Here is a 22,495-nt window from a genome sequence, read left to right as displayed (position 1 = left end):
CGCAGGAGCCCGGAGCACGGGAGCGCACGCCTGAGACGAACCGCACATTTCGGCCGCCCGGCGTGCGACGGCGGGCGCGCCGGGCGATGGAGGTTTCCCGGCGCGGGTTCCGACCGACGATACAAAGTGGGCACCACCCCCGCCCACGCCGCACGACGAACGGAGATCCCGTGTCGACCACGGAAACTGCCATCGCCTCCGCCGAGGCGCACAGCGCGCACAACTACCACCCGTTGCCGGTCGTCGTGGCCTCGGCCGAGGGCGCCTGGATGACCGATGTCGAGGGCCGCCGGTACCTCGATCTGCTCGCCGGGTATTCGGCGCTCAATTTCGGCCACGGCAACCGTCGGCTCATCGACGCGGCCAAGGCCCAGCTGGACCGGGTGACGCTGACGTCCCGGGCCTTCCACCACGACCGGTTCGCCGACTTCTGTACGGACCTGGCGGCGCTGTGCGGCATGGAGACGGTGCTGCCGATGAACACCGGCGCGGAGGCCGTGGAGACCGCGGTGAAGACCGCCCGCAAGTGGGGCTACCGGGTCAAGGGCGTGCCGGACGGCATGGCGAAGATCATCGTGGCCTCGGACAACTTCCACGGCCGTACGACCACGATCGTCAGCTTCTCCACCGACCCGGAGGCGCGGGCCGACTTCGGCCCGTACACCCCCGGCTTCGAGATCGTGCCGTACGGGGATCTCACCGCGATGCGGGAGGCGATGACCGAGAACACCGTGGCGGTGCTGATCGAGCCGATCCAGGGCGAGGCCGGGGTGCTGGTGCCGCCGGCCGGCTATCTCCCCGGCGTACGGGAGCTGACCCGCGAGCGGAACGTCCTGTTCATCGCCGACGAGATCCAGTCGGGCCTCGGCCGGACCGGGAAGACGTTCGCGCTGGACCACGAGGGCGTGGTGCCGGACATGTACGTGCTCGGCAAGGCGCTGGGCGGCGGGGTGGTGCCGGTCTCCGCGGTGGTGTCGTCGGCGGACGTGCTCGGCGTGTTCCGGCCCGGCGAGCACGGCTCCACGTTCGGCGGGAACCCGCTGGCCTGCGCGGTGGCGCTGGAGGTGATCGCGATGCTGCGGACCGGCGAGTACCAGCAGCGGGCGGCCGAGCTGGGCGACCATCTGCACCGGGAGCTGGGCCTGTTGACGGGCGGCGGTGCGGTGGAGTCGGTGCGCGGCCGGGGGCTGTGGGCGGGCGTCGACATCGCTCCGGCGCTGGGCACCGGCCGGGAGATCTCCGAGAAGCTCATGGAGCTGGGGGTGCTGGTGAAGGACACCCACGGGTCCACGATCCGGATCGCCCCGCCGCTGGTGATCAGCAAGGAGGACCTGGACTGGGGCCTGGACCGGCTGCGGGCGGTGCTGAGCGCCTGAGCCGGTCCCGTACCCGTAGAGCCGGAGGGTTCAGAGGATGACGTGGGGCAGGAAGCGGGCGTACTCGTCCGTGACCGGCCCCGCCGACTCCCGGATGCCGAGCCCCGCCGCCTCGTCCTCGACGACCCACGCGCCGAGCACCACCCGGTTGCCGTCGAAGTCGGGCAGCGGGGCCATCTCCTGGTAGCAGCACGGCTCGTCGCGCTCCACGGGCGGCGAGCCGGGGCCGTGCAGCTCGACGCCCGCGCCCTCGCGGCCCAGCAGCGGCTTGGACACGTATCCGGCCCCGCCGGGTCCGGCCAGCTCGCGCGGTCCGTCGAGATGGGCGGGGAGCAGGTTGGGGTGGCCGGGGTACAGCTCCCAGAGGATCGCGAGCAGCGCCTTGTTGGAGAGGAGCATCTTCCAGGCGGGCTCGATCCAGCACGTGGTGCCGCTGCCGCCGCCGTTGTCGAGGGTGTCCAGTACCTGCGGGCCGAAGCGGTCCGTGGCCAGCCACTCCCAGGGGTAGAGCTTGAAGCAGCTGCGGATGAACCGCAGCCGGTCGTCGACGAACCGGCCCGACAGCCGGTCCCAGCCGATCTCCTCGACGGACAGCGCCTCGGTGGCGAGTCCGGCCTGCTGGGCGGTCTCGCGCAGATACGCGACCGTCATCAGGTCCTCGCCCAGCTCGTCGCCGTCGGAGTGGACGAAGTGCAGCGGCCCGGGCGGCAGCAGGGGCGCCTGCCGCTTCCAGGCGCCGACCAGCCGCTCGTGCAGGGAGTTCCACTGGTCGGCCCCGGGGAACCGGTCCTCCATCCAGAACCACTGCGCGCTCGCGGCCTCCACCAGCGAGGTCGGGGTGTCGGCGTTGTACTCCAGCATCTTCGCCGGGCCGCTCCCGTCGTAGCGCAGGTCGAACCGCCCGTACACGGAGGGCAGTTCGGAACGGCGGCGCCAGGACTCGGCGACCAGTGCGGCGAGGCGGGGGTCGGTGATGCCGAGGTCGGCGAAGCGGTCGCGCTCGACAATGTGCGCGGCGGCGGCCAGGCACATCGTGTGCAGTTCCTCGACGACCTCCTCCAGCGCCTCGACCTCGGGCAGCGAGAAGACGTAGTAGGCGCTCTCGTCCCAGTACGGACGCAGCGAGTCGTCCGGGTAGCGGGTGAGCGGGTAGACGACGCCCTGTGCCTCGACGGTCTCCTGCCAGCCGGGGCGCGGTTCGATCGTGCGGCGTTCCACGGCGGTCAGCCGCCGCCGGAGCCGGAGCAGCCGAAGCCGCCCCGGTCGACGGCCGACTTGTCGAAGCTGCCGCCCTGCACCTTGCCGCTGTCGCTCTTGCCGCCGTAGTAGTACGACCCGTTCCCGCCGCTGCGGCACTCGGAACTCGGCAGGGTCTTCTGCGTCGTGCGGTCGGCGCAGCGCCTGTCCGGCTCCGAACCGCAGGACGTGATCGTCAGGGCGAGCAGCCCCATACCGCCGAGCACGACCGTGCTCGACCTCAGCCTTCGTGTGGCCATGTTCGGTTCTCCCCCGTGGTACGCGATCGAATCCGGCGTCCCTTTTTCGCCACCGGACCGCTTGTCAGATTAGTGGGAGGGGTGGCCGGTTCGGAACCTGGCCCTCACGGCAGCACCCGGCACAGGGCGTCGAGCGCGCCCGCCCAGGCGCTCTCCGACGGCGATCCGTAACCGATCACCAGGGCGTCGCGGGCGGCCGGGGCGTCCGGGTGGCGGTAGCGCGCGAGGCCGTCCAGCGCCAGGCCCTGGAACGCCGCCGCCTGGATCACCGAGCGCTCGGCGCCCGCCGGGAGTTCGAGGACCGCGTGCAGTCCGGCCGCGATCCCGCTGACCTCGATGCCCGGCGCGCGCTCCGCGAGCGCCGCGACCAGCTGGTCGCGGCGCCGGCGGTAGCGCAGCCGCATGGAGCGCACATGCCGGTCGTACGCCCCCGAGGCGATGAACTCCGCGAGCGTCAGCTGGTCGGGCGAACCGGACGTCCAGTCGGACACGCCCTTCGCCGCCACCACCTCCCCCACCAGGCTCCGGGGCAGCACCATCCAGCCGAGGCGCAGCCCCGGGGCCAGCGACTTGCTGGCGGTGCCGAGATGGACGACCCGCTCCGGATCGAGCCCCTGGAGCGCGCCCACCGGCTGCCGGTCGTACCGGAACTCGCCGTCGTAGTCGTCCTCCAGGATCAGCCCGCCGGTGGACCGGGCCCAGTCGACGGCGGCGGCCCGCCGGTCCGGGTGCAGCGGTACGCCGGTGGGGAACTGATGCGCCGGGGTCAGCAGCACGGCCCCCGCGCCGCGCAGCGCGGCCGGCTCGCCGGTCCGGGACCCGCGCTCGTCCAGGGGCAGGCACGGGGTGCGCAGCCCGGCGTCGGTGAGGAGGTCTCTGTGGACGTCGAGGCCGTACGACTCGACGGCGACGTCCCGGACCCCGCGCCGCAGCAGCACCCGGCCCAGCAGCGTCAGCCCGTGTGCGAAGCCGGAGCAGATCACGATGCGCTCCGGGTCGGCGTAGACCCCGCGCGCCCGCGCCAGGTATTCGGCCAGCACGGTGCGCAGTTCGACCCGGCCGTGCGGATCGCCGTAGCCGAAGGCCTCGTCGGGCGCGGCGGTGAGCGCCTTGCGGGCGGCCTTGAGCCAGGCGGTGCGCGGAAAGGCGGACAGGTCGGGCGAGCCGGGCTTCAGGTTGTACCCGGCCCCGGACCGCGCCGGCCGGGAGGGGGCCGCGGCGGGGTCCGTCCGGCGCGGCGCCGACCGCCGGGCGACCCGGGTCCCCGAGCCCTGCCGGGCGGTGAGCCAGCCCTCGGCGACCAGTTCGGCGTAGGCGTCGGCGACCGTGTTGCGGGCGACGCCCAGGTCGGCGGCGAGGACCCGGGAGGACGGCAGCCGGGTGCCGGGGGCCAGGCGGCCGGAGCGCACCGCCTCCCGCAGCGCCTCCATCAGCCCGCTGCGGAGCCCCTGGCCGACCGGTTCCAGATGCAGGTCCGCGCCGAAAGTGGCCCAGGAATCCGTCATGCCAATGGACCATACCGGGGTGCCACCGGGGCCGTAGCGTCGTCCTCATGACCTCGACGCACGAGCACCACCACGCCCCGGCCGACCTCGCCCCCGAGCACCCGCCCCGGATCTCCGTCTCCCAGCTCCTCCCCGACGTCTACAAGGCGATGGTCCGGCTCGACATCGCCGCCAGGAAGGGCCTGGACCCCGTCCTGGTCGAGCTGGTGAAGATCCGGGCCTCGCAGCTCAACCAGTGCGCGTTCTGCCTCGACATGCACAGCAAGGACGCGCTCGCGGCGGGCGAGTCCGTCGAGCGGATCGTCCAGCTCAGCGCCTGGCGGGAGTCGCAGCACTTCTACACCCCGAAGGAGCTGGCGGCGCTCGCCCTGACCGAGGCGGTCACCGTCCTGACCGACGGCTTCGTCCCGGACGAGGTGTACGCGGAGGCCGCCAAGCACTTCGAGGAGACCGAGCTGGCCCAGCTGATCGCGGCCATCACCGTGATCAACGCCTGGAACCGCTTCGGTGTCACCGGCCGCCTGGCCCCCGGCCACTACACGCCCGGCGACTTCAAGAGCTGACCGCCCGCTCCGGGCGGGAACGCGGAAGCGCCCCCGGCGGCTGGTGCCGCCGGGGGCGCTCGACGTGTCGCGGGAGCGGGTCTCAGATGAGGCCGAGCTCGCGGACCGCGTCGCGCTCCTCGGTGAGCTCCTTGACCGACGCGTCGATGCGCTTACGGGAGAACTCGTTGATGTCCAGGCCCTGGACGATCTCGTAGACACCGTTCTTCGTGGTGACCGGGAACGAGGAGATGATGCCCTCGGGGACGCCGTAGGAGCCGTCCGACGGAATGCCCATCGAGGTCCAGTCGCCCTCGGCGGTGCCGTTGACCCAGGTGTGCACGTGGTCGATGGCGGCGTTGGCGGCCGAGGCGGCCGAGGACGCGCCACGGGCCTCGATGATCGCGGCGCCGCGCTTGGCGACGGTCGGGATGAAGGTGTCGGCCAGCCACACCTCGTCGTTGACGACCTCGGCCGCGTTCTTGCCGGCGATCTCCGCGTGGAAGATGTCCGGGTACTGGGTGGCCGAGTGGTTGCCCCAGATCGTCAGCTTCTTGATGTCGGAGACGGCGGCGCCGGTCTTGGCGGCCAGCTGCGAGATCGCGCGGTTGTGGTCCAGACGGGTCATCGCGGTGAAGCGCTCCGCCGGTACGTCCGGGGCGGCGGCCTGCGCGATGAGCGCGTTGGTGTTGGCCGGGTTGCCGACGACGAGGACCTTGATGTCGTCCGCGGCGTTGTCGTTGATGGCCTTGCCCTGCGGCTTGAAGATGCCGCCGTTGGCGGCGAGCAGGTCGCCGCGCTCCATGCCCTTGGTGCGCGGGCGGGCGCCGACGAGCAGGGCGACGTTCGCACCGGCGAAGCCGACGTTCGGGTCGTCGGTGATCTCGATGTTGCGCAGCAGCGGGAAGGCGCAGTCGTCGAGCTCCATCGCGGTGCCCTCGGCGGCCTTGAGGCCCTGCGGGATCTCCAGGAGGCGCAGGTTGACCGGCACGTCCGGGCCGAGCAGGTGGCCGGAGGCGATGCGGAAGAGCAGCGCGTAGCCGATCTGGCCGGCTGCGCCGGTCACGGTGACATTCACGGGAGTGCGGGTCATGGCGGTCTCCGTTTAGACAGCTGGCGGTGGGGGTCCCGGCCCCTGGTGCCGGACCCTGGTGCTGGACACCCTTCGCGCCCCGACGAATCTTGACGTGAAGAGATATCCAGCGGTCAGGCTATCGGACCCGGCCCGGCCGGGCCGCCCGCCCCCCTGTGGCACCGCACACAACCGGTCACGCACCGCACGCACGGGCGACGGACGAGCGCCCCGGGCGGGGGCGCCCGCCCGGGCCGTCACTCGCCCGGTTCGGTGCACCCCTTCGTGCCGGAGGTCAGCGTGGCGCAGGCCTTCGCGTCGGACGCCTTCTTCACCGCGACCATCGGGGTGTACGCGTCGGTGTCCCCCATGACCTCACCGTCCTGCACTCCCTCGCCGGCGGTGATCCGCACGGTGTCGCCGATGGCCGCCTCGGTGAGCCGGGCCCAGGAGGCGGAGCAGACCTCGCTGTAGCGGACCTCGATCTTGCTGCCGCCCACCACGGCGCCGGCCACCGTACGGGCGAACTCGCCGCCGCAGCCCATCGCCTCGGGGTCCTGCCCGGCGCAGTCCGCGCCGCTGCACTCGACGCCCACGGGCAGCTCCGGGGCGGCCTTGGTGGGGGCCACCGACGGGGTGGGGGTGGCCTTGGCCGCGTCGTCGCCCGGCGCGAGCAGCAGCGCGCCGACCACGACGATCAGGGCGCCGACGGCCCCGACGGCGAGCATGGGGCCCTTCCTGCGGCCGCCGGGGGTCCTGCCCGGTCGGGTGCCGTGCGCATCCCGGCCGGGGCCGGAGCCGCGGCCGGTGCTCTCCGCCGTGTTCCTCTCCGGCCGCTGCCCGCCCTGGTGCGGCCCGCCGTCGTACGGCCCGCCGTCGTACGGCCGGTCCTGGTGGCGGGCGGGGTTCGGTGCGGTGCCGCGCTGGGTGGGGACGAGGAGTTGGCGCGTGTCGTCGTCGCCGGGCACATAGGCCCCGCCGCCGTACGGGTCCGTGCCGTGGACGTCGCGGGGCGGGGCGTCCGTACCGGCGGGGCTCGCGGCGGCGGGGACCCGCGCGCCGGAGGCGCTGTGCCTGCCGCCGGCGGATGACCGGCCGGACCGGCCGCCCGCAGGGGCGTCGGGAGCCGTCGTGCCGAGCTCACCGAGCGCGGCACGGGCCTGCGTGATGCGGATGGCCTCCATCGTCATGTCGTGACGCATCTCGGCCCGGCTCCAGGCCCGCTCCGCCAGCTCCCACATGGTCGTGAGGTGGTGCTGCGGGGTGCCCGTCACCTCGGCGAGGGCCACGACGGCCCCGCGCGGGGCGAGCAGCCGGCCGTTGAGATACCGCTCCCAGGACGTCTTGCTGTAACCCGTGCGGTCGGCCACCGCGTTGATGTTCAGCCCGCTGCGGTCGACGAGCCTGCGCAGCTGGCTGGCGAACTCCCTGATCTGCGGGTCGAGCTCTTCGGGCAGTGCCTTCCAACGAGGCATCGCGTTTTCCCCCCTCATGTCCCCCGGACGTACGTGCTGTGCCCCGCTGCGGCCGGCCCCCGGCCCGCGCATCTCCCGGTCCGTCCGCCGCCCGTCCGGTCCGGACCGTCAGCTGGACTACCCACGAGGATGCGCGGAGCCAGGGTGTCAGTTCCTGACGAGGAGGCGCACGGGAGCATTCGGGGCGGGTGCGTGTCCTCACGTGCCCCGGCACCGCGCCGGCCACTGCTCCGCCTGCTCCGTGCCGCTCTGTGCGCCGGACCAGTCTGCCATCGTTGCGCGGCGATCACACCGTGCCGGAATGGTCACTTCCGTGCCACAGGCCACAGTGAGCGCTTGTTCCGGTCTTTCATGTCCATGACGCTGGAGTCAGGACGGGGCAAGGCCGCCCATCCCGCCGTATACCGGGGCCCCTTGCCCGGTTGCCCCGTTCCGCCGTGGTGTCCGTCCCTCCTCGGGGGTAGGGACGGACACCACGGACCTGATCGGGACGGGACCGCCCGCTAGCGGATCGTGAAGCGGACCGCGTCCTCCAGGATCGGGACGTCGAGCCACGGCGCGGGCTGTGCGACCAGTGCGAGCAGCACGATCAACGTGCCCATCAGCCCGTACGTGACGAGGTCGGTGAAGCGGGAACGTACCGCCAGCATCCCGACGGACGGCACCACCCAGCGCAGCACGGCACCGGCGATCAGCGCGCCGCCGATCAGGATCGTGCCGATGCGGAACGCCTGGTCGAACGGGTCGAGCACCACGATCAGCAGTCCGAGGCCCGCCGCGCCGAGCACGGTGAGCAACGGCCACTGCCGGGCGGGGGCGGGCGCGTCGCCGGACGCCGCCCTGCCGCCGCCCTCGGGCCGGGCGGTGTCCCGGGTGAACCGGGGGAACCGCCGCGACCGACGGGGCCGCCCGCCGGTCGCGGCCCCGTCCGCGGCGGTGTCCGTGTCCGTGGCGGCCGTGGCCCCGTCCGTGGACGTGGCGGTGTCCGCGTCCGCGTCCGTGGCAGCCGTGGCGGCCGGGTCCGGCGAGGCGGACCCGGTGGTCCCGTCCCGCTCGTCCGGTTCGCGCGGCTCGTCCGCCGCCCGGCCGGCGGGGGCGGGGTCGACCGGACTCGTACCAGCACCCATGGGGTTCCCTCCGGATCCGGCCGTCAGCCCGTTGCGGCGGCGTCGGCGGCCTCGGCGGCGGCCCGCTCGGCGGCCTCGACCACGTTGACCAGCAACTGCGCGCGGGTCATCGGGCCCACGCCCCCGGGGTTCGGGGCGACCCAGGCGGCCACCTCGCGGACCCCCGGGTGCACATCGCCGACGATCTTGCCGTCGGCGTCCCGGCTGACGCCGACGTCGAGCACGGCCGCGCCCGGCTTCACGTCCTCCGGCTTGATCAGGTGCTGCACACCGGCGGCGGCGACGATGATGTCGGCCTGGCGCAGGTGGGAGGAGAGGTCCCGGGTGCCGGTGTGGCACTGGGTCACCGTGGCGTTCTCCGACTTGCGGGTCAGCAGCAGCGGGATCGACCGGCCGATGGTGACGCCGCGCCCGACGACCACGACGTGCGCCCCGTTGATCTCCACGCCGTGCGCGCGCAGCAGCTGGACAACGCCCTGCGGGGTGCAGGGCAGCGGGCCGGTCTCGTTGAGGACGAGGCGGCCGAGGCTCATCGGGTGCAGCCCGTCGGCGTCCTTCGCCGGATCCATCAGCTCCAGGATCCGGTTGGTGTCGATGCCCTTGGGCAGCGGCAGCTGGACGATGTAACCGGTGCACTCGGGGTCGGCGTTGAGCTCCCGGACGACGTCCTCGATCTCCTCCTGCGTGGCGGTGTCGGGAAGTTCGCGCTGGATGGAGCCGATGCCGACCTGGGCGCAGTCACGGTGCTTGCCGTTGACGTACCACCGGCTGCCCGGGTCGTCCCCGACGAGCAGGGTTCCGAGGCCGGGAGTGATCCCCTGGGCCTTGAGGGCCGCCACACGGACGGTCAGATCGGATTTGATCGCGGCAGCGGTGGCCTTGCCATCGAGAATCTGGGCAGTCATGGTCCCATCCTCGCGGATGACCCCGCCCGCATACCAATTGCCGGCGCCACCCCCGTACCGGACATTGCACTTGCACAACGTCGGGGCCCCCGGACTGGACAAACAAGGGTCCCGCTTATAACGATGAAGGCCGCGGTTGTACGGGGGGCGGGCCGCTGATCGATGTCCTTCCTCCGTGTGGCCATCTCGTCCCCACACGTCTGTTGAAGGAAACACCCCATATGAGCTTCGGCGACCCGAACAACCCGTACGGGCAGCAGCCCGGCCAGCCGCCGCAGGGCCCGCCGCAGGGACAGCCCGGTTACGGCTACCCGCAGCAGGCTCCGCAGGGTGTCCCGCCGCAGGGCTACGGCTACCCGCAGCAGCAGCCGGGGTACCCCCAGCAGCCCGGCTACCCGCAGCAGCCCGGCCAGCCCTACGGCGGCGGCTACCCGCAGCAGCCCGGCCAGGGCGGCATGCCGGAGCTGGCCCACTGGGGTCTGCGCTTCGGCGGACTGATCGTGGACGGCCTCGTCCTGATGGTCCCGTACATCCTGGTCGTCATCGGCGGTGGCATCGGCGACTCGTTCGGCGCGATCCTCGCCGTCATCGGCTTCCTCGGCCTCATCGCCATGGCCATCTGGCAGCTCTACCAGGAGGGCACCACCGGCCAGACGATCGGCAAGAAGGCCGTGGGCATCCGCCTGCTGCGCGAGGCCGACGGCCGTCCGCTGGGCTTCGGCATGGCCTTCGTGCGCCGCCTGGCCCACTTCCTGGACAGCATCGCCTGCTACATCGGCTGGCTGTGGCCGCTGTGGGACGCGAAGAAGCAGACGTTCGCGGACAAGGTCTGCTCGTCGGTGGTCGTCAAGGCCAACTGATCCACCGCACCACCTCGCACACGCGAAGGCCGCACCCGGTGAACGGGTGCGGCCTTCGCGCGTACGGGCCCGGGGCCGCGGTCAGTCGTCCCGGGCGCCCGGGATCTCCGCCGGCTCCGGTGTCGTGCGCTCCATCACCACGAAGCTGCCGCCCCGGTGCTTGAGCCGGTAGCGCGCCTCGGGGTGCAGCTGCTGGGCGTACGCCACCGGGTCCTGGATCGGGCGGGACCAGCCGAAGTCCAGGTTGATGGCGACGATGTCGGGTGCGGTGCCCGGGGCTCCGCCGACCCAGTAGACGGTGCGGTCGGAGGTGAGGTGGGCCATCAGCGTGATGTCCGTCTCGACGCGCGCCCCGGCCGGGATGGCGTCGAGCGCCGCCCGCGCGGCCTGGCTGCGGGCGTCGTCGGTGCGGTAGGTCTCCGGGCGCAGCAGGTCGCGCAGCGGCAGGTGCTGGGTCATCGCGACGGCGATCGCGGCGGCGACGGGCACGGCGACCTTCGCGTACGAGGCGAGCCAGGGCCGGTGCGAGTCGCGGCTGCGGCGGACGCCGTCGGCCAGCGCGAGGAAGAGCACCGGCATGAGGATCGCGCTGTAGTGCCAGACCATGCCCCAGTGGTTGCTGTCCTGCGAGAGCAGCCGCCAGCCGAGCGTGGGAACGATCAGCAGTGTCAGCGGTGAACGCAGCGCCATGAACGCGGTGATGCCGATCAGGAAGACCAGCATCTCGATCTTGACGGAGGAGTTGAGGACGCCCAGGACGGAGTCCAGCATCGAGACGTCCTGCTCGCCGTTCTTGTCGATCTTCGTCCAGTAGTCGTAGGTGCCCGCGCTGCTGGCCGCCGGGATGAGGACCATGAGCGTGACGACGAAGGCGGCGACCCCGAAGGCGGCGAGCAGCGCGCCCTGGAGGCGGCGGCCGTACACGAAGAGGAGGAAGCCGACGACCGCCACGGTGGCGCCCAGGTCCTCCTTGACCAGGACCAGGGGGAGCGACCACAGGAGCGCGGCCGTGTACCGCTTCAGGAGCAGGGCCCGGCAGACGAGGGCGAGCAGGGGCACCGCGAAGGCGATCTCGTGGAAGTCGGCCTTCACCGCTTCCTGGATCCCCCAGGAGAGTCCGTACGCGACGGTGACGCAGAGCCCGGAGCGACCGCCGAGGAGCTGCTGGGTGGTGCGGCCGACGATGACCGCTCCCAGCGCGAACAGCGCGGCCTGGGCGAACAGCAGGGCCTCGGCCGACGGCCAGATCCAGTACAGCGGGGCCAGCAGCGCCACGATCGGGGAGAAGTGGTCGCCGAGGATCAGATAGCCGGGGCCCTTGATGTCGACGACCGGGGCGTCGAACCCGGCGTACGCCCGGACCTCCTGCTCGAAGATGCCCAGGTCCCAGGAGGGCGAGCCGAAGCGGCTGTACTGGAAGTACCCGTAGAGGAAGTAGAGCGCGCACAGGATCGCGCCGGCGATGAGGTACGGGCGCAGGGGTACGCGTTCGGCGGCGGCGTCGCCCGTACGCGGCGCGTCGCCGGCCGAACGGGCGTCCGGCCCCGGGCCCTGGGCGGGCAGGCGTCCCGGTCCCGACCGGTCCGTTCCACTCTTGTTCAGCTCAAGCACGGTGACTGCCCCCGCTAGGGATTTCCACGGCCGTTCATTAGAACAGAGCGGCGAGCCGATTCCGTACGACGGACACGGCCGAGGCCGCACCCGTGTCGGGGTGCGGCCTCGGGTCCGGTCGCTGGAGGCCGGTGGAAGAGGTGCCGGTCAGTGGAAGAAGTGGCGCGTGCCCGTGAAGTACATGGTCACGCCTGCCTTCTTCGCGGCCTCGATCACCAGCTCGTCGCGGACGGACCCACCGGGCTGGACGACGGCCTTGACGCCGGCGGCCGTGAGGATCTCCAGGCCGTCGGGGAACGGGAAGAAGGCGTCGGAGGCGGCGTACGCCCCGCGCGCCCGCTCCTCGCCGGCCCGCTCGACGGCGAGCTTCGCGGAGTCGACCCGGTTGACCTGGCCCATGCCGACGCCGACCGACGCGCCGTCCTTGGCGAGGAGGATCGCGTTGGACTTGACGGCGCGGCTCGCCTTCCAGGCGAAGGCCAGCTCCTTCAGTTCGGCCTCGGAGAGCGCATCGCCGGTGGCGAGCGTCCAGTTGGCCGGGTCGTCGCCCTCGGCCTGGAGACGGTCGGCGACCTGGAGCAGCGCGCCGCCGTCGATCGGCTTGACCTCGAACGCGGAGGCCGGGGCCTCGGGGGCGCGCAGCACGCGGATGTTCTTCTTGCGGGCCAGCACCTCGACGGCGCCGTCCTCGTACGCCGGGGCGACGATGACCTCGGTGAAGATCTCCGCGACCTGCTCGGCCATCTCCACGGTCACCGGGCGGTTGACGGCGATGACGCCGCCGAACGCGGAGAGCGGGTCGCAGGCGTGCGCGTTGCGGTGCGCGGTCGCGACGTCGTCGGCGATGGCGATGCCGCACGGGTTGGCGTGCTTGATGATCGCGACGCAGGGCTCGGCGTGGTCGTAGGCGGCGCGGCGGGCGGCGTCGGTGTCCGTGTAGTTGTTGAAGGACATCTCCTTGCCGTGCAGCTGCTCGGCCTCGGCGAGACCGCCCTCGCCGGAGGTGTAGAGCGCGGCGGGCTGGTGCGGGTTCTCGCCGTAGCGCAGGACGTTCTTGCGCGTGAAGGTGTCGCCGAGGAACTCGGGGAGGCCCGAGTCGCCGTCGGCCGCGTAGTCGGCCGCGAACCAGGAGGCGACGGCGACGTCGTAGGCGGCGGTGTGCTGGAAGGCCTCGGCGGCGAGCCGCTTGCGGGCGGTGAGGTCGAAGCCGCCCGCCTTGACCGCGGCGAGGACGTCGGCGTACCGCTCGGGGCTGGTGACGACGGCGACCGACGGGTGGTTCTTGGCGGCGGCGCGGACCATCGAGGGGCCGCCGATGTCGATCTGCTCGACGCACTCGTCGTCGGAGGCGCCCGAGGCGACCGTCGCCTTGAACGGGTAGAGGTTCACCACGACCAGGTCGAAGGGCTCGACGCCGAGCTCGGCGAGCTGCTCGCGGTGGGCGTCGAGACGGAGGTCGGCGAGGATGCCGGCGTGGACGCGGGGGTGCAGCGTCTTGACGCGGCCGTCCAGGCACTCGGGGAAGCCGGTGAGCTCCTCGACCTTGGTGACCGGGACTCCGGCGGCGGCGATCTTCCCGGCGGTGGAGCCGGTGGAGACGAGTTCGACGCCCGCCTCGTGCAGACCGCGGGCGAGGTCTTCGAGCCCCGTCTTGTCGTAGACACTGACCAGGGCGCGGCGGATGGGCTTATTCACCGACATGACCGAGATGAACCTTTCGTCCCTCAATGCGATGACCGTCACGGGCGATCCGCCCCACGGCCTCGACGAGCAGCGAGCGCTCGACTTCCTTGATCCGTTCGTGGAGGGCGGCTTCACCCTCCGGGGTGTCCTCCTCGGTCACCTCGACCACGCCCTGCGCGATGATCGGACCGGTGTCGACGCCGTCGTCGACGAAGTGGACGGTGCAGCCGGTGACCTTCACGCCGTACGCGAGTGCGTCACGCACTCCGTGGGCACCGGGAAAGCTGGGCAGCAGGGCGGGGTGGGTGTTGACGGTCCGGCCGCCGAACGCGGCGAGGAACGCCGGGCCGACGATCTTCATGAAACCGGCGGAGACGACGAGGTCCGGGCGGTGCGCGGCGACCTGCGCGGCGAGCGCCTCGTCCCATGCGGCGCGGGTCGCGTGGTCCTTGAGCTTGCACACGAACGTGGGGATTCCGGCCCGCTCCGCGCGCTCCACGCCACCGGTCCCGTCGCGGTCCGCGCCGACGGCGACGATCCGCGCCCCGTACGCCGCCGGGTCGTCGCCGATGGCGTCGAGCAGCGCCTGGAGATTCGTACCGGATCCGGAGACCAGCACGACCAGCCGGGCAGGAGGGACGGAGGGGGGCGGGGAGGCCACGTCGGGGCCCTTTCTCACGTGATGACCGCATGATGACGCAGGTGCGGCATGCTCTTTGTAGGGTCGTACGAAAGTATCGCTTCGCCCGATACGGGGAACCCTACGAACGGGCCGACCGTCAGCAACGATACCGGCACACCCGACGGCCCCCACGGGACGGGGGCGTGACCGGGAGGTAGCGTCAGGGGACAGCGAGCCGTCCACCGGGCGGACGAACCGTCCTACGGGCGGACATGACGAGATGGGGAAGACGTTCACCACATGCCGGACCGACGCCGTCGCACCGACTTCCGCCTCCCCCTGCCCGAGCGGTCCGCTCCGCTGATGCGGGAACGCCAGTCCTCTTCGCCGGACTCCCCCTCGCCCGGCTCCTCGTCCCCGGGCCCCTCCTCCTCCGATTCCTCGCCCCAGGGTCCGTCCTCGCCGGATTCCCCCTCGGGATCCGCACCGGTCCCCGGCTCCGCCGGGAAGCCCCAGGAGGACAACCCGTTCGCCGCGCCGCCCGCGGACCGTCCGGATCAGCCGTGGCAGCCGCGCCGCCCCAATGGGTCGGAGGGGTCGGACGGGGACGGCGGGTCCGACGGGAACAACTCCTCAGGGGACCGCCCGTCGTGGGGCAGCCAGTGGAGCAGCAAACAGCCCGGCCGGGGCAACGGCGGCTTCGGCGGCCGTTCCGGCGGGAACGGCTCGGGCCCGGGAGGCAAGGGCGGAACCGAACGTCCGGGCGGCATGCGCTGGGACCCCACCGACCCCGCGCAGCGGCGTGCCCGCTACGCGGTGCTCGGCGGTATGTGGGCCTTCTTCTTCGCCCTCTTCGACCTCTCGGAGCTCGCCCTGCTGCTGGGCGCGCTCTCGACGTACTGGGCGATCAGCGCGCTCCGCACCCCGCTGAAGAGCGCCTCCGCGACGGACCGCCCGGCAGGGGACGGCACGGATGCGGCCGGGGCCACGACCGGGACCGGCACGGGAGCCACGGCGGCCGACGTCTCCGGGGCCCCTCCCGCCGCACCCACGCCCGCCGCGCCGCAGAACATCAGCAGCAGGCAGCAGACCACGGCGGCGGTGAGCGGCCTGGTGACCGCCCTGCTGGCGCTGCTCATCGTGGCGACCACGTTCACCGTGCAGCTCGTCTACCGCGACTACTACACCTGCGTGAACGACGCCCTGACCAAGACCGGCCAGCTCGCCTGCAACGACCAGCTGCCGAAGCCGCTGGAACCGTTCTTCGGCGTCAAGGAGTAGGTCCCGGGCGGTCCGGATCCGACGCGGGGCGGCCCGCGGCGAAATCGGCGGAATCAGCGAAACCGGTAGGACCAGCAGGACCGACGGGATCGGCGGGATCGGCAGGGAAGTCGGCCATCAGTCCGCCGGAACCCCGCTTCAGGGAGGCCCAACGGGCCTCCCTGAAGTCTTTCTCGTGCCACGGGTCGGTCGGCAGGAAGTCGTACGGCTCGAACCCCGCGTCGCCGCGTCCCGCCCCCGGGCCGACCGCGCCGACCGGAGCGCCGGGGGCCGCGTCGGGGGCCGTCCCGGGGGCCGGAACGGAGGAAGCCGCCGGTGCCGGGGTACCGCCCGGCGCCGCATCGCCGGCCGCCCCGCCCCGCCCACGCCACGGCGCCCACCAGCGGCGCCGACGTCCGATGACGGCCTCCGCCTCCGCCTTCTCCCCGGCCTCCGCCTCGACCGCCGCCGCCGTCGTCGCTGCCGCCCTCGCCCTCGCCCTCGCCGTCGCCGTCGCCGGGGGCTCATCGGCTTCCGGTACGTCCCTGCGCCAGGCCCAGCCCGGGGTACGCAGTCGCCACAGGCGCAGCAACAGCGCCGCCGGTACGCCGATCCCCGCGGTCCACGCCAGCGCCGCCGGACCGGCCAGCCACCACACCGGGCCGAACTCCCTCAGCGCCCCGGTGCCGAGCGGCCCACCGGCCACCGCCGTGAGCAGTGCCGTCCCGGCCGAGCACCCCAACGCGGCGAGCAGGGTCACCCGTACCGTCTCGCGCGTGCTCCACGCCTGAGCGCGGGGCGCGTCGGCGGGCGCGGCCCTGCGGGCGGTGAACCAGGCGACCGCCAGCGCGGCCGCCACCGGCACCGCCAGGGCCGCCCCGTTCAGCAGGGAGCCCGGACCCTGGTCCGGCACGGCCGCCAGCAGGGGGAAGTGGGGCACCGCCGGAGTCCCTTCGAGGCCCAACGGGGTGGCGGTGGCTCCCGTACCGAGCGAGAAGCCGGGCCCGAGCCCGTACGCCGCTCCCCACAGTGCGGCGTTGGGCACGAGCGAGGCGGCCAGCAGGAGCACGGCGAACCGCCCCGACCAGTCGCCCGCGAGCCCCAGGAACGCGTCCTGCGCCGCCTCCGCGTTCCGGCCGAGCGCCACCGCGACCAGCAGCGCACCGCCCCCGAGCAGCACCGTCACGCCCGCCGCGGCCGACCGGCACGCCGCCTCGGCCCGGTCGCGGAAGAGCGTCCGCGCGATCGCCTCCTGGAGTACCAGGGGCGACCAGGACGGCAGGGGTCCGAACGGCCGCCCGGCCGCCGTCCACACCCCGGCCGCCGCCGCACCGGCCACCACCAGCGCCACCGGGAACACCAGCGTGTCCGGGTCCGGGCGCAGCGAGCCGCCCCGCGCGCAGGCCGCCGCACCCGCCACGACCAGCAGGTATCCCGCGGTCACCGCGCAGAACGCGCCCGCCCGCGAAGGCCCGGGCCGCCCCTCCTCCGGCTCCGCCGCATCGCGCGCCGCGCGGTGCGCCAGCCAGACCGGACCCAGCACGAGCAGCAGCGGCACCAGGGAGACGGGGGCGGGAACACCACTCAGGGTGTCGGGCCGCACGAGCCCGGCGCCGTGCGCCAGCAGCCAGACCCCGGCCGCCGCGCGCAGCACCCCGCCCGGCCCGCTGTCGGGGTACGGGGAGCTGATCCACACCACCATGACCAGCACCGTCAACGCCCCGAGGCCGAGCCCGGCGGCGACGACTCCCCGCACCAGGGCGGAGGCCAGGTCGAGGGTACGGTTCCGCTCGGCCGTCGCCTTCGGGCTGCGTTGCGTCATTTGGGTCACGCGGCCCATGCTGCCAACGACACGCGCTTATTTCGCGTAACGCGCGAACAGCCGTTGTGTCGCCCAATATACGTTTATGTACTTTTCTACTCAGTGCGGCGCTGCCGGGGGTCGACCATGACCCGGAGCACGACCGACGAGGCCGCCGCGCCGCAGCTGCCCTCCCCCAAGGAGCGCCGCAGACTGCGCGAGGCGAAATCGCTGAGCGAGGAGCAGGTGGCGGCGGCCGTCGGCGTCACGCGCGCCACGGTGCGCTCCTGGGAGACGGGGCGCACGAGCCCGCGCGGACGCAAGCGCGCGCTGTACGCGAAGCTCATCGCCCCCGAACCGGAGGCTCTCGCCACGACGGCACCGGCGGCGGCGATGACGGGTCCGACTCCGGTGCCGACGGCTCCGGAAGCCGTCCCGGGATCCGCTGCGGAAGCCGCTGCGGAAGCCGCTGCGGAACCCACCCCGGTACCCTCCGCCGAGCCCACCTCCGAGCCCGCTCCCGAGCCCGCTCCTGAAGCCTTTCCGGAAGCCGCTCCGGAGGTGAAGGCGATGATGGTGGTGCCGGAGGCGGCCACCGACGCGGACAGGAACACCGGCACCGATACGGAGGCAGAGGCGGTCGGCGAGCGGCGCCTCTCACCCGCCGAGGCGTTCGACGAGCTGTACGCCCGCACCGCCCCCGGCCTCGTCCGGCAGGCCTATCTGCTGACCGGCCGCCGGGCCCTGGCCCGCGAGTCCGTCGAGCGCGCCTTCCAACTGGCCTGGCACCGCTGGCCCGAGGTGGCCGTCGACCGGGACCCGGCCGGCTGGGTGCGCGCCGCGGCGTACGAGTACGCGATGTCCCCCTGGCACCGGCTGCGCCGCGCGCACCGGCACCCCGACGCCCCGCCCACGGAGCCGGGGAAGCGGGCGCTGTTCGACGCGCTGCTGGACCTGCCCCCGGCCTACCGCCGCACGCTGCTCCTGTACGACGGGGTCGGCCTGGACCTCCCGGAGACCGCGGCCGAGACGGAGGCCAGCACCCCGGCGGCGGCGGGCCGTCTGATGACCGCCCGCGCCGCCGTCGCCGAACGGCTCCCCGAACTGGCGTCCGCCGCCACGCCCGCCGAGCAGTCGGCCCTGCTCCACGACCGGCTCGGCGGGCTCGCGCGCGCCGAGCACGTACCCGTACCGCAGCCGGCCCGTGCCGTGCGCACCGGCAGCGAGGACAGGGCCAGGCTGTGGACCCGGGCCGCCGTCGCGGGCGTCGCGCTCCTCATCGCCGTGACCGGACTGACCCTGCACACCGCGCCCACCCACTACGAGCCGCCGATCTCCCCCGCCGAGCGGGTCGGGGGCGTACCGCCCCGCGGTGGTCCGCAAAAGCTCACCGCGCAGGACCTGAAGCTCCAGAAGACGCTGCGCGAGCAGTTGGCGCACGGGCCGGAACGGCTGATTCCGCAGCTCCGGTGAACCGTCGCCCGGACGGCGGGCACCTACGCGAACGGCGCGGGCCCGCACCCCCTGTGATGGAGGGGTGCGGGCCCGCGCCGTTCGCAGCGTGTCTCTGCTGCCCGACTGCCTGCGTCAGGCGCCGAGGATCTCGCGCGCCAGCTTGGCGGTCTCGGTCGGCGTCTTGCCGACCTTGACGCCGGCGGCCTCGAGGGCCTCCTTCTTCGCCTGGGCGGTGCCCGAGGAGCCGGAGACGATGGCGCCGGCGTGGCCCATGGTCTTGCCCTCCGGGGCGGTGAAGCCCGCGACGTAACCGACGACCGGCTTGGTGACGTTCTTCGCGATGAAGTCGGCGGCACGCTCCTCGGCGTCGCCGCCGATCTCGCCGATCATCACGATGAGGTCGGTCTCCGGGTCCGCCTCGAACGCCGCGAGGGCGTCGATGTGCGTGGTGCCGATGACCGGGTCGCCACCGATGCCGACGGCGGAGGAGAAGCCGATGTCACGCAGCTCGTACATCATCTGGTAGGTCAGCGTGCCGGACTTGGACACGAGACCGATGCGGCCGGGCTTGGTGATGTCGCCCGGGATGATGCCGGCGTTGGACTGGCCGGGGGTGATGAGACCCGGGCAGTTCGGGCCGATGATCCGGGTCTTGTTGCCCTTCGCGCCGGCGTACGCCCAGAAGGCGGCCGAGTCGTGAACGGCGATGCCCTCGGTGATCACGACGGCGAGCGGGATCTCGGCGTCGATCGCCTCGACGACGGCGGCCTTCGAGAAGGCCGGCGGCACGAAGAGGACGGACACGTTCGCGCCGGTCTTCTCCATCGCCTCGGCGACGGAGCCGAAGACCGGTACCTCGGTGCCGTCGAAGTCGACGGTCGTGCCGGCCTTGCGCGGGTTCACGCCGCCGACGATGTTGGTGCCGTCGGCGAGCATGAGCTTGGTGTGCTTCATGCCCGTCGCGCCGGTCATCCCCTGGACGATGACCTTGCTGTCCTTGGTGAGGAAGATAGCCATGGTGGTCTGAGTCCCTCTTCCTTACTTCGCAGCCGCGGCGAGCTCGGCGGCCTTGTCGGCCGCGCCGTCCATGGTGTCCACGCGCTGCACGAGCGGGTGGTTGGCGTCGGAAAGGATCTTGCGACCCAGCTCCGCGTTGTTGCCGTCGAGACGCACGACCAGCGGCTTCTCGACCTTCTCGCCCTTGGACTCGAGCAGCGCGAGCGCCTGCACGATGCCGTTGGCGACCTCGTCACAGGCGGTGATGCCACCGAAGACGTTGACGAACACGGACTTGACGTCCGGGTCGCCGAGGATGATCTCCAGGCCGTTCGCCATGACCTCTGCGGAGGCGCCGCCACCGATGTCGAGGAAGTTGGCGGGCTTCACGTTGCCGTGGTTCTCACCGGCGTACGCGACGACGTCCAGGGTCGACATGACCAGCCCGGCACCGTTACCGATGATGCCGACCTCGCCGTCGAGCTTGACGTAGTTGAGGTTCTTGGCCTTGGCGGCAGCCTCGAGCGGGTTGGCTGCGGCCTTGTCCTCGAGCGCCTCGTGACCCGGCTGACGGAAGTCGGCGTTCTCGTCGAGAGACACCTTGCCGTCCAGGGCCAGGATCCGGCCGTCCTTGGTCTTCACCAGCGGGTTGACCTCGACGAGGAGCGCGTCCTCGGCGACGAAGGTGTCCCACAGGGTCACCAGGGCCTCGGCGACACCCTCGGCCACGTCGGCCGGGAACTTCGCCTGGGCCACGATCTCGCGGGCCTTGACGATGTCGACCCCGTCGACAGCGTTGACCGGGACCTTCGCGAGGGCCTCGGGGGTCTTCTCCGCGACCTCCTCGATGTCCATGCCGCCCTGCACCGAGGCCATGGCCAGGAAGGTGCGGTTGGTGCGGTCGAGGAGGTACGAGACGTAGTACTCCGCCTCGATCTCCGGGGACAGCTCGGCAATCATCACCTTGTGGACCGTGTGGCCCTTGATGTCCATGCCGAGGATGTCGGTCGCCCGGGCGACCGCCTCGTCGGGGTCGGCCGCCAGCTTGACGCCGCCGGCCTTGCCGCGGCCGCCGACCTTCACCTGCGCCTTGACGACAGACTTGCCGCCCAGCTTCTCGGTCGCCTCGCGGGCTGCCTCAGGCGTGTCGATGACTTCACCGGCCAGCACCGGTACACCGTGCTTGGCGAAGAGGTCCCTCGCCTGGTACTCGAACAGGTCCACGCGCGTCCGTCCCTTTTAGTGGTATCGCGGTTCGTTCTTCTGCGTGGGCGTGCCGCGAAGGGCAACGTGACTGCGCTGTCACTAGGGAGGCGTACACGGTGTCCGAGTACGCGGCATGTCCATCCGGCAGGTTATCCCCGCGCTCCGTGTGACCCTAAATCGCAGATCACACCTGAGCGGTGATAACGGTCACAGAGGGTGGCCCCTCCGGCTCCCGGGCGGGGCTCGCCGGGAGCCGGAAGAGGCTGTTCGGACCCGGAGTACCCGGCCCGGGTCCCCTTGGGCCGGGTACTCCGATGCGGTGAACCGCGCTGCTCATCGGCGCGCGGCCAGCACCTCCGTTTCAGGGCGCGGGCACCCCGTCCGCTTCAGGGCGCGGGCACCCCGTCCGTCTCAGGGCGCGGGCACGTCGCCCCTCTCGGTGCGCGGGCGCGTCGCCCCACTCAGAGCGCGCGCACCGCGTCCGTCGCGAAGGACGGGGCGACCGAGGTGACGTCCTGGACACCGGTGCCCGCGTGGCCGACGACGGGACGGGCGTCCTCGCGGACCGTGTCCACCAGACCGCCCGCGAACGGCCGGGCCTGCGCCCCGACGCCCTCGGCCAGCGGCTGCACCCGGGTGGTGACCCCCTGCGCGAACGGTGCGACCGCGTCGCCGGTCAGCCCCTCCGCGAACGGCCCCGCCTCGGACGCGACGCCCCCGGCGAACGGCACGGCCGCGCCCGTGACGCCGGACGCCAGCGGCTGCACCTCGGTCGTGACGCCCTGCACGAAGGGTGCGGCGGCGTCGCCGACGACTCCCCGGGCGAACGGCGTGACCTCGTCGACGGCTCCCCGGGCGAGCGTGCCGACGTCGCCGACCGCCTGGCCGACCACCGGGACCGCCACGCCGACCGCGCCCGCGGCGAGCGGCGGCAGCACGGAGTCGGACGCCTGCCCGACCACGGGCCCGGCCTCGGCCGCCACCCCCTGGACGGCGGCCGGCGCCTGGTTCTGCGCGTAGCCGGGGATCTGCTCGATCGGCCCGAAGAGGTAGTCGATCCCGTCGGCCGGCGCAGCGGGAAGCTCCACGGCTCCGGGCGCCTGCTGTACGTCGCCGAGGTCCGGAACCTCCGGAGTCTGCGCCGTGCGCACCTCTCCCGGGAGGCGGTCCGACGGAAGGCGGTCCCGTACGTCGGCCGCGTCGACGGCCTTGCCGCCGGCCTCCGTCAGCGTGTCCTTGACGCCCTCGATGCCGTCGATGCCGTCGATGCCGTCGATGCCGTCGACGCTCTTGGCCTCCTTGAGGACCTTGGTGTCGGTGACGGCCTCGACGGCCTTGGCTGTCTCCGTCGTGTCGGGGGCCTCGGCCGCCAGGTCCGGGGTGGAGAGCGGTACGGACACGGGCAGCTCGTCCGCGCTCGCCGCGGCGGTGCCGAGCGCCCACATTCCGGTGGCGGTGGCGGCTACGGCTATGGATCGGCGCATGTTCTTGTGCATGGGTGTG

At 72.8% G+C, this 22,495-nt stretch carries 19 protein-coding genes; 5 read left to right on the top strand and 14 right to left on the bottom strand.

The features are described from left to right. Positions 1-170: 170 nt before the first annotated feature. Positions 171-1,376 carry an ornithine--oxo-acid transaminase gene (gene rocD, locus IE272_RS33895; RefSeq protein ID WP_190009481.1) on the top strand — a complete coding sequence of 402 codons (1,206 nt, stop codon included), beginning with the start codon at positions 171-173 and terminating at the stop codon, positions 1,374-1,376. A 30-nt stretch (positions 1,377-1,406) separates the two neighbouring features. Here rocD and IE272_RS33890 read toward each other — a convergent pair whose 3' ends face one another. The 3 genes from IE272_RS33890 to pdxR all read right to left on the bottom strand — a co-directional run bounded on the left by IE272_RS33890 (position 1,407) and on the right by pdxR (position 4,377). After that, positions 1,407-2,594, bottom strand: coding sequence for a glutathionylspermidine synthase family protein (locus IE272_RS33890; RefSeq protein ID WP_050356969.1), 1,188 nt, complete (start codon positions 2,592-2,594; stop codon positions 1,407-1,409). Between the two features lie 5 nt (positions 2,595-2,599). Next, positions 2,600-2,872 carry a hypothetical protein gene (locus IE272_RS33885; protein ID WP_032791656.1) on the bottom strand — a complete coding sequence of 91 codons (273 nt, stop codon included), beginning with the start codon at positions 2,870-2,872 and terminating at the stop codon, positions 2,600-2,602. A gap of 104 nt (positions 2,873-2,976) precedes the next feature. Then, complete coding sequence (pdxR, locus tag IE272_RS33880) at positions 2,977-4,377, bottom strand: MocR-like pyridoxine biosynthesis transcription factor PdxR (RefSeq protein ID WP_050356968.1); 1,401 nt, start codon at positions 4,375-4,377, stop codon at positions 2,977-2,979. A 47-nt stretch (positions 4,378-4,424) separates the two neighbouring features. Between pdxR and IE272_RS33875 the strand changes: the two genes are divergently transcribed. Further along, positions 4,425-4,940 carry a carboxymuconolactone decarboxylase family protein gene (locus IE272_RS33875; RefSeq protein ID WP_050356967.1) on the top strand — a complete coding sequence of 172 codons (516 nt, stop codon included), beginning with the start codon at positions 4,425-4,427 and terminating at the stop codon, positions 4,938-4,940. An 82-nt stretch (positions 4,941-5,022) separates the two neighbouring features. Here IE272_RS33875 and IE272_RS33870 read toward each other — a convergent pair whose 3' ends face one another. The 4 genes from IE272_RS33870 to IE272_RS33855 all read right to left on the bottom strand — a co-directional run bounded on the left by IE272_RS33870 (position 5,023) and on the right by IE272_RS33855 (position 9,498). Further along, positions 5,023-6,012 carry a malate dehydrogenase gene (locus tag IE272_RS33870; RefSeq protein ID WP_050356966.1) on the bottom strand — a complete coding sequence of 330 codons (990 nt, stop codon included), beginning with the start codon at positions 6,010-6,012 and terminating at the stop codon, positions 5,023-5,025. Between the two features lie 236 nt (positions 6,013-6,248). Next, on the bottom strand, positions 6,249-7,466 hold the full coding sequence (locus tag IE272_RS33865; RefSeq protein WP_050356965.1) for an XRE family transcriptional regulator: 1,218 nt from the start codon (positions 7,464-7,466) through the stop codon (positions 6,249-6,251). Between the two features lie 503 nt (positions 7,467-7,969). After that, positions 7,970-8,593 (bottom strand): DUF3017 domain-containing protein, encoded by a 624-nt coding sequence (locus IE272_RS33860; protein WP_190009479.1) that lies wholly within the window; start codon positions 8,591-8,593, stop codon positions 7,970-7,972. 23 nt (positions 8,594-8,616) lie between these two features. Beyond that, positions 8,617-9,498 (bottom strand): bifunctional methylenetetrahydrofolate dehydrogenase/methenyltetrahydrofolate cyclohydrolase, encoded by an 882-nt coding sequence (locus IE272_RS33855; protein ID WP_050356963.1) that lies wholly within the window; start codon positions 9,496-9,498, stop codon positions 8,617-8,619. A gap of 221 nt (positions 9,499-9,719) precedes the next feature. Here IE272_RS33855 and IE272_RS33850 point away from each other — a divergent pair, with 221 nt between their 5' ends. Beyond that, positions 9,720-10,358 (top strand): RDD family protein, encoded by a 639-nt coding sequence (locus tag IE272_RS33850; RefSeq protein ID WP_047178372.1) that lies wholly within the window; start codon positions 9,720-9,722, stop codon positions 10,356-10,358. An 81-nt stretch (positions 10,359-10,439) separates the two neighbouring features. Here IE272_RS33850 and IE272_RS33845 read toward each other — a convergent pair whose 3' ends face one another. The 3 genes from IE272_RS33845 to purN all read right to left on the bottom strand — a co-directional run bounded on the left by IE272_RS33845 (position 10,440) and on the right by purN (position 14,313). Next, positions 10,440-11,969, bottom strand: coding sequence for a DUF2079 domain-containing protein (locus IE272_RS33845; RefSeq protein ID WP_050356962.1), 1,530 nt, complete (start codon positions 11,967-11,969; stop codon positions 10,440-10,442). A gap of 147 nt (positions 11,970-12,116) precedes the next feature. Further along, a complete protein-coding gene (gene purH / locus IE272_RS33840) occupies positions 12,117-13,670 on the bottom strand; it encodes a bifunctional phosphoribosylaminoimidazolecarboxamide formyltransferase/IMP cyclohydrolase (RefSeq protein WP_057665353.1) in 1,554 nt (517 codons plus the stop codon). Then, a complete protein-coding gene (gene purN / locus IE272_RS33835; RefSeq protein WP_190009477.1) occupies positions 13,657-14,313 on the bottom strand; it encodes a phosphoribosylglycinamide formyltransferase in 657 nt (218 codons plus the stop codon). The genes purH and purN overlap by 14 nt, the downstream gene beginning before the upstream one ends. Positions 14,314-14,574: 261 nt before the next feature. Between purN and IE272_RS33830 the strand changes: the two genes are divergently transcribed. Further along, a complete protein-coding gene (locus tag IE272_RS33830; RefSeq protein ID WP_057665352.1) occupies positions 14,575-15,555 on the top strand; it encodes a hypothetical protein in 981 nt (326 codons plus the stop codon). Here the strand turns inward: IE272_RS33830 and IE272_RS33825 are convergent. Further along, positions 15,545-17,356 carry a cell division protein PerM gene (locus IE272_RS33825; RefSeq protein WP_190009519.1) on the bottom strand — a complete coding sequence of 604 codons (1,812 nt, stop codon included), beginning with the start codon at positions 17,354-17,356 and terminating at the stop codon, positions 15,545-15,547. The genes IE272_RS33830 and IE272_RS33825 overlap by 11 nt on opposite strands. 126 nt (positions 17,357-17,482) lie before the next feature. On the opposite strand from IE272_RS33825, the gene IE272_RS33820 reads away from it, so the two are divergent. Next, positions 17,483-18,808, top strand: a complete 1,326-nt coding sequence (locus IE272_RS33820; protein ID WP_190009475.1) for a helix-turn-helix domain-containing protein — start codon at positions 17,483-17,485, stop codon at positions 18,806-18,808. A 114-nt stretch (positions 18,809-18,922) separates the two neighbouring features. Here IE272_RS33820 and sucD read toward each other — a convergent pair whose 3' ends face one another. From sucD to IE272_RS33805, 3 genes are all read right to left on the bottom strand, one after another. Then, the gene (gene sucD, locus IE272_RS33815) at positions 18,923-19,807 is read right to left on the bottom strand and encodes a succinate--CoA ligase subunit alpha (RefSeq protein WP_007450902.1); all 885 of its coding nucleotides are present in this window, start codon (positions 19,805-19,807) and stop codon (positions 18,923-18,925) included. Between the two features lie 21 nt (positions 19,808-19,828). Next, on the bottom strand, positions 19,829-21,010 hold the full coding sequence (sucC, locus tag IE272_RS33810; protein WP_007450903.1) for an ADP-forming succinate--CoA ligase subunit beta: 1,182 nt from the start codon (positions 21,008-21,010) through the stop codon (positions 19,829-19,831). A 443-nt stretch (positions 21,011-21,453) separates the two neighbouring features. Then, positions 21,454-22,488: a hypothetical protein gene (locus tag IE272_RS33805; RefSeq protein WP_190009473.1), complete on the bottom strand. Its 1,035-nt coding sequence runs from the start codon at positions 22,486-22,488 to the stop codon at positions 21,454-21,456. Positions 22,489-22,495: the final 7 nt, after the last annotated feature.

This window comes from Streptomyces anulatus, from assembly GCF_014650675.1.
Lineage (GTDB): Bacteria > Actinomycetota > Actinomycetes > Streptomycetales > Streptomycetaceae > Streptomyces > Streptomyces anulatus.
The sequence above is the reverse complement of the archived record's forward strand: the minus strand, read 5'-3'. Positions and strand labels throughout refer to the sequence as shown.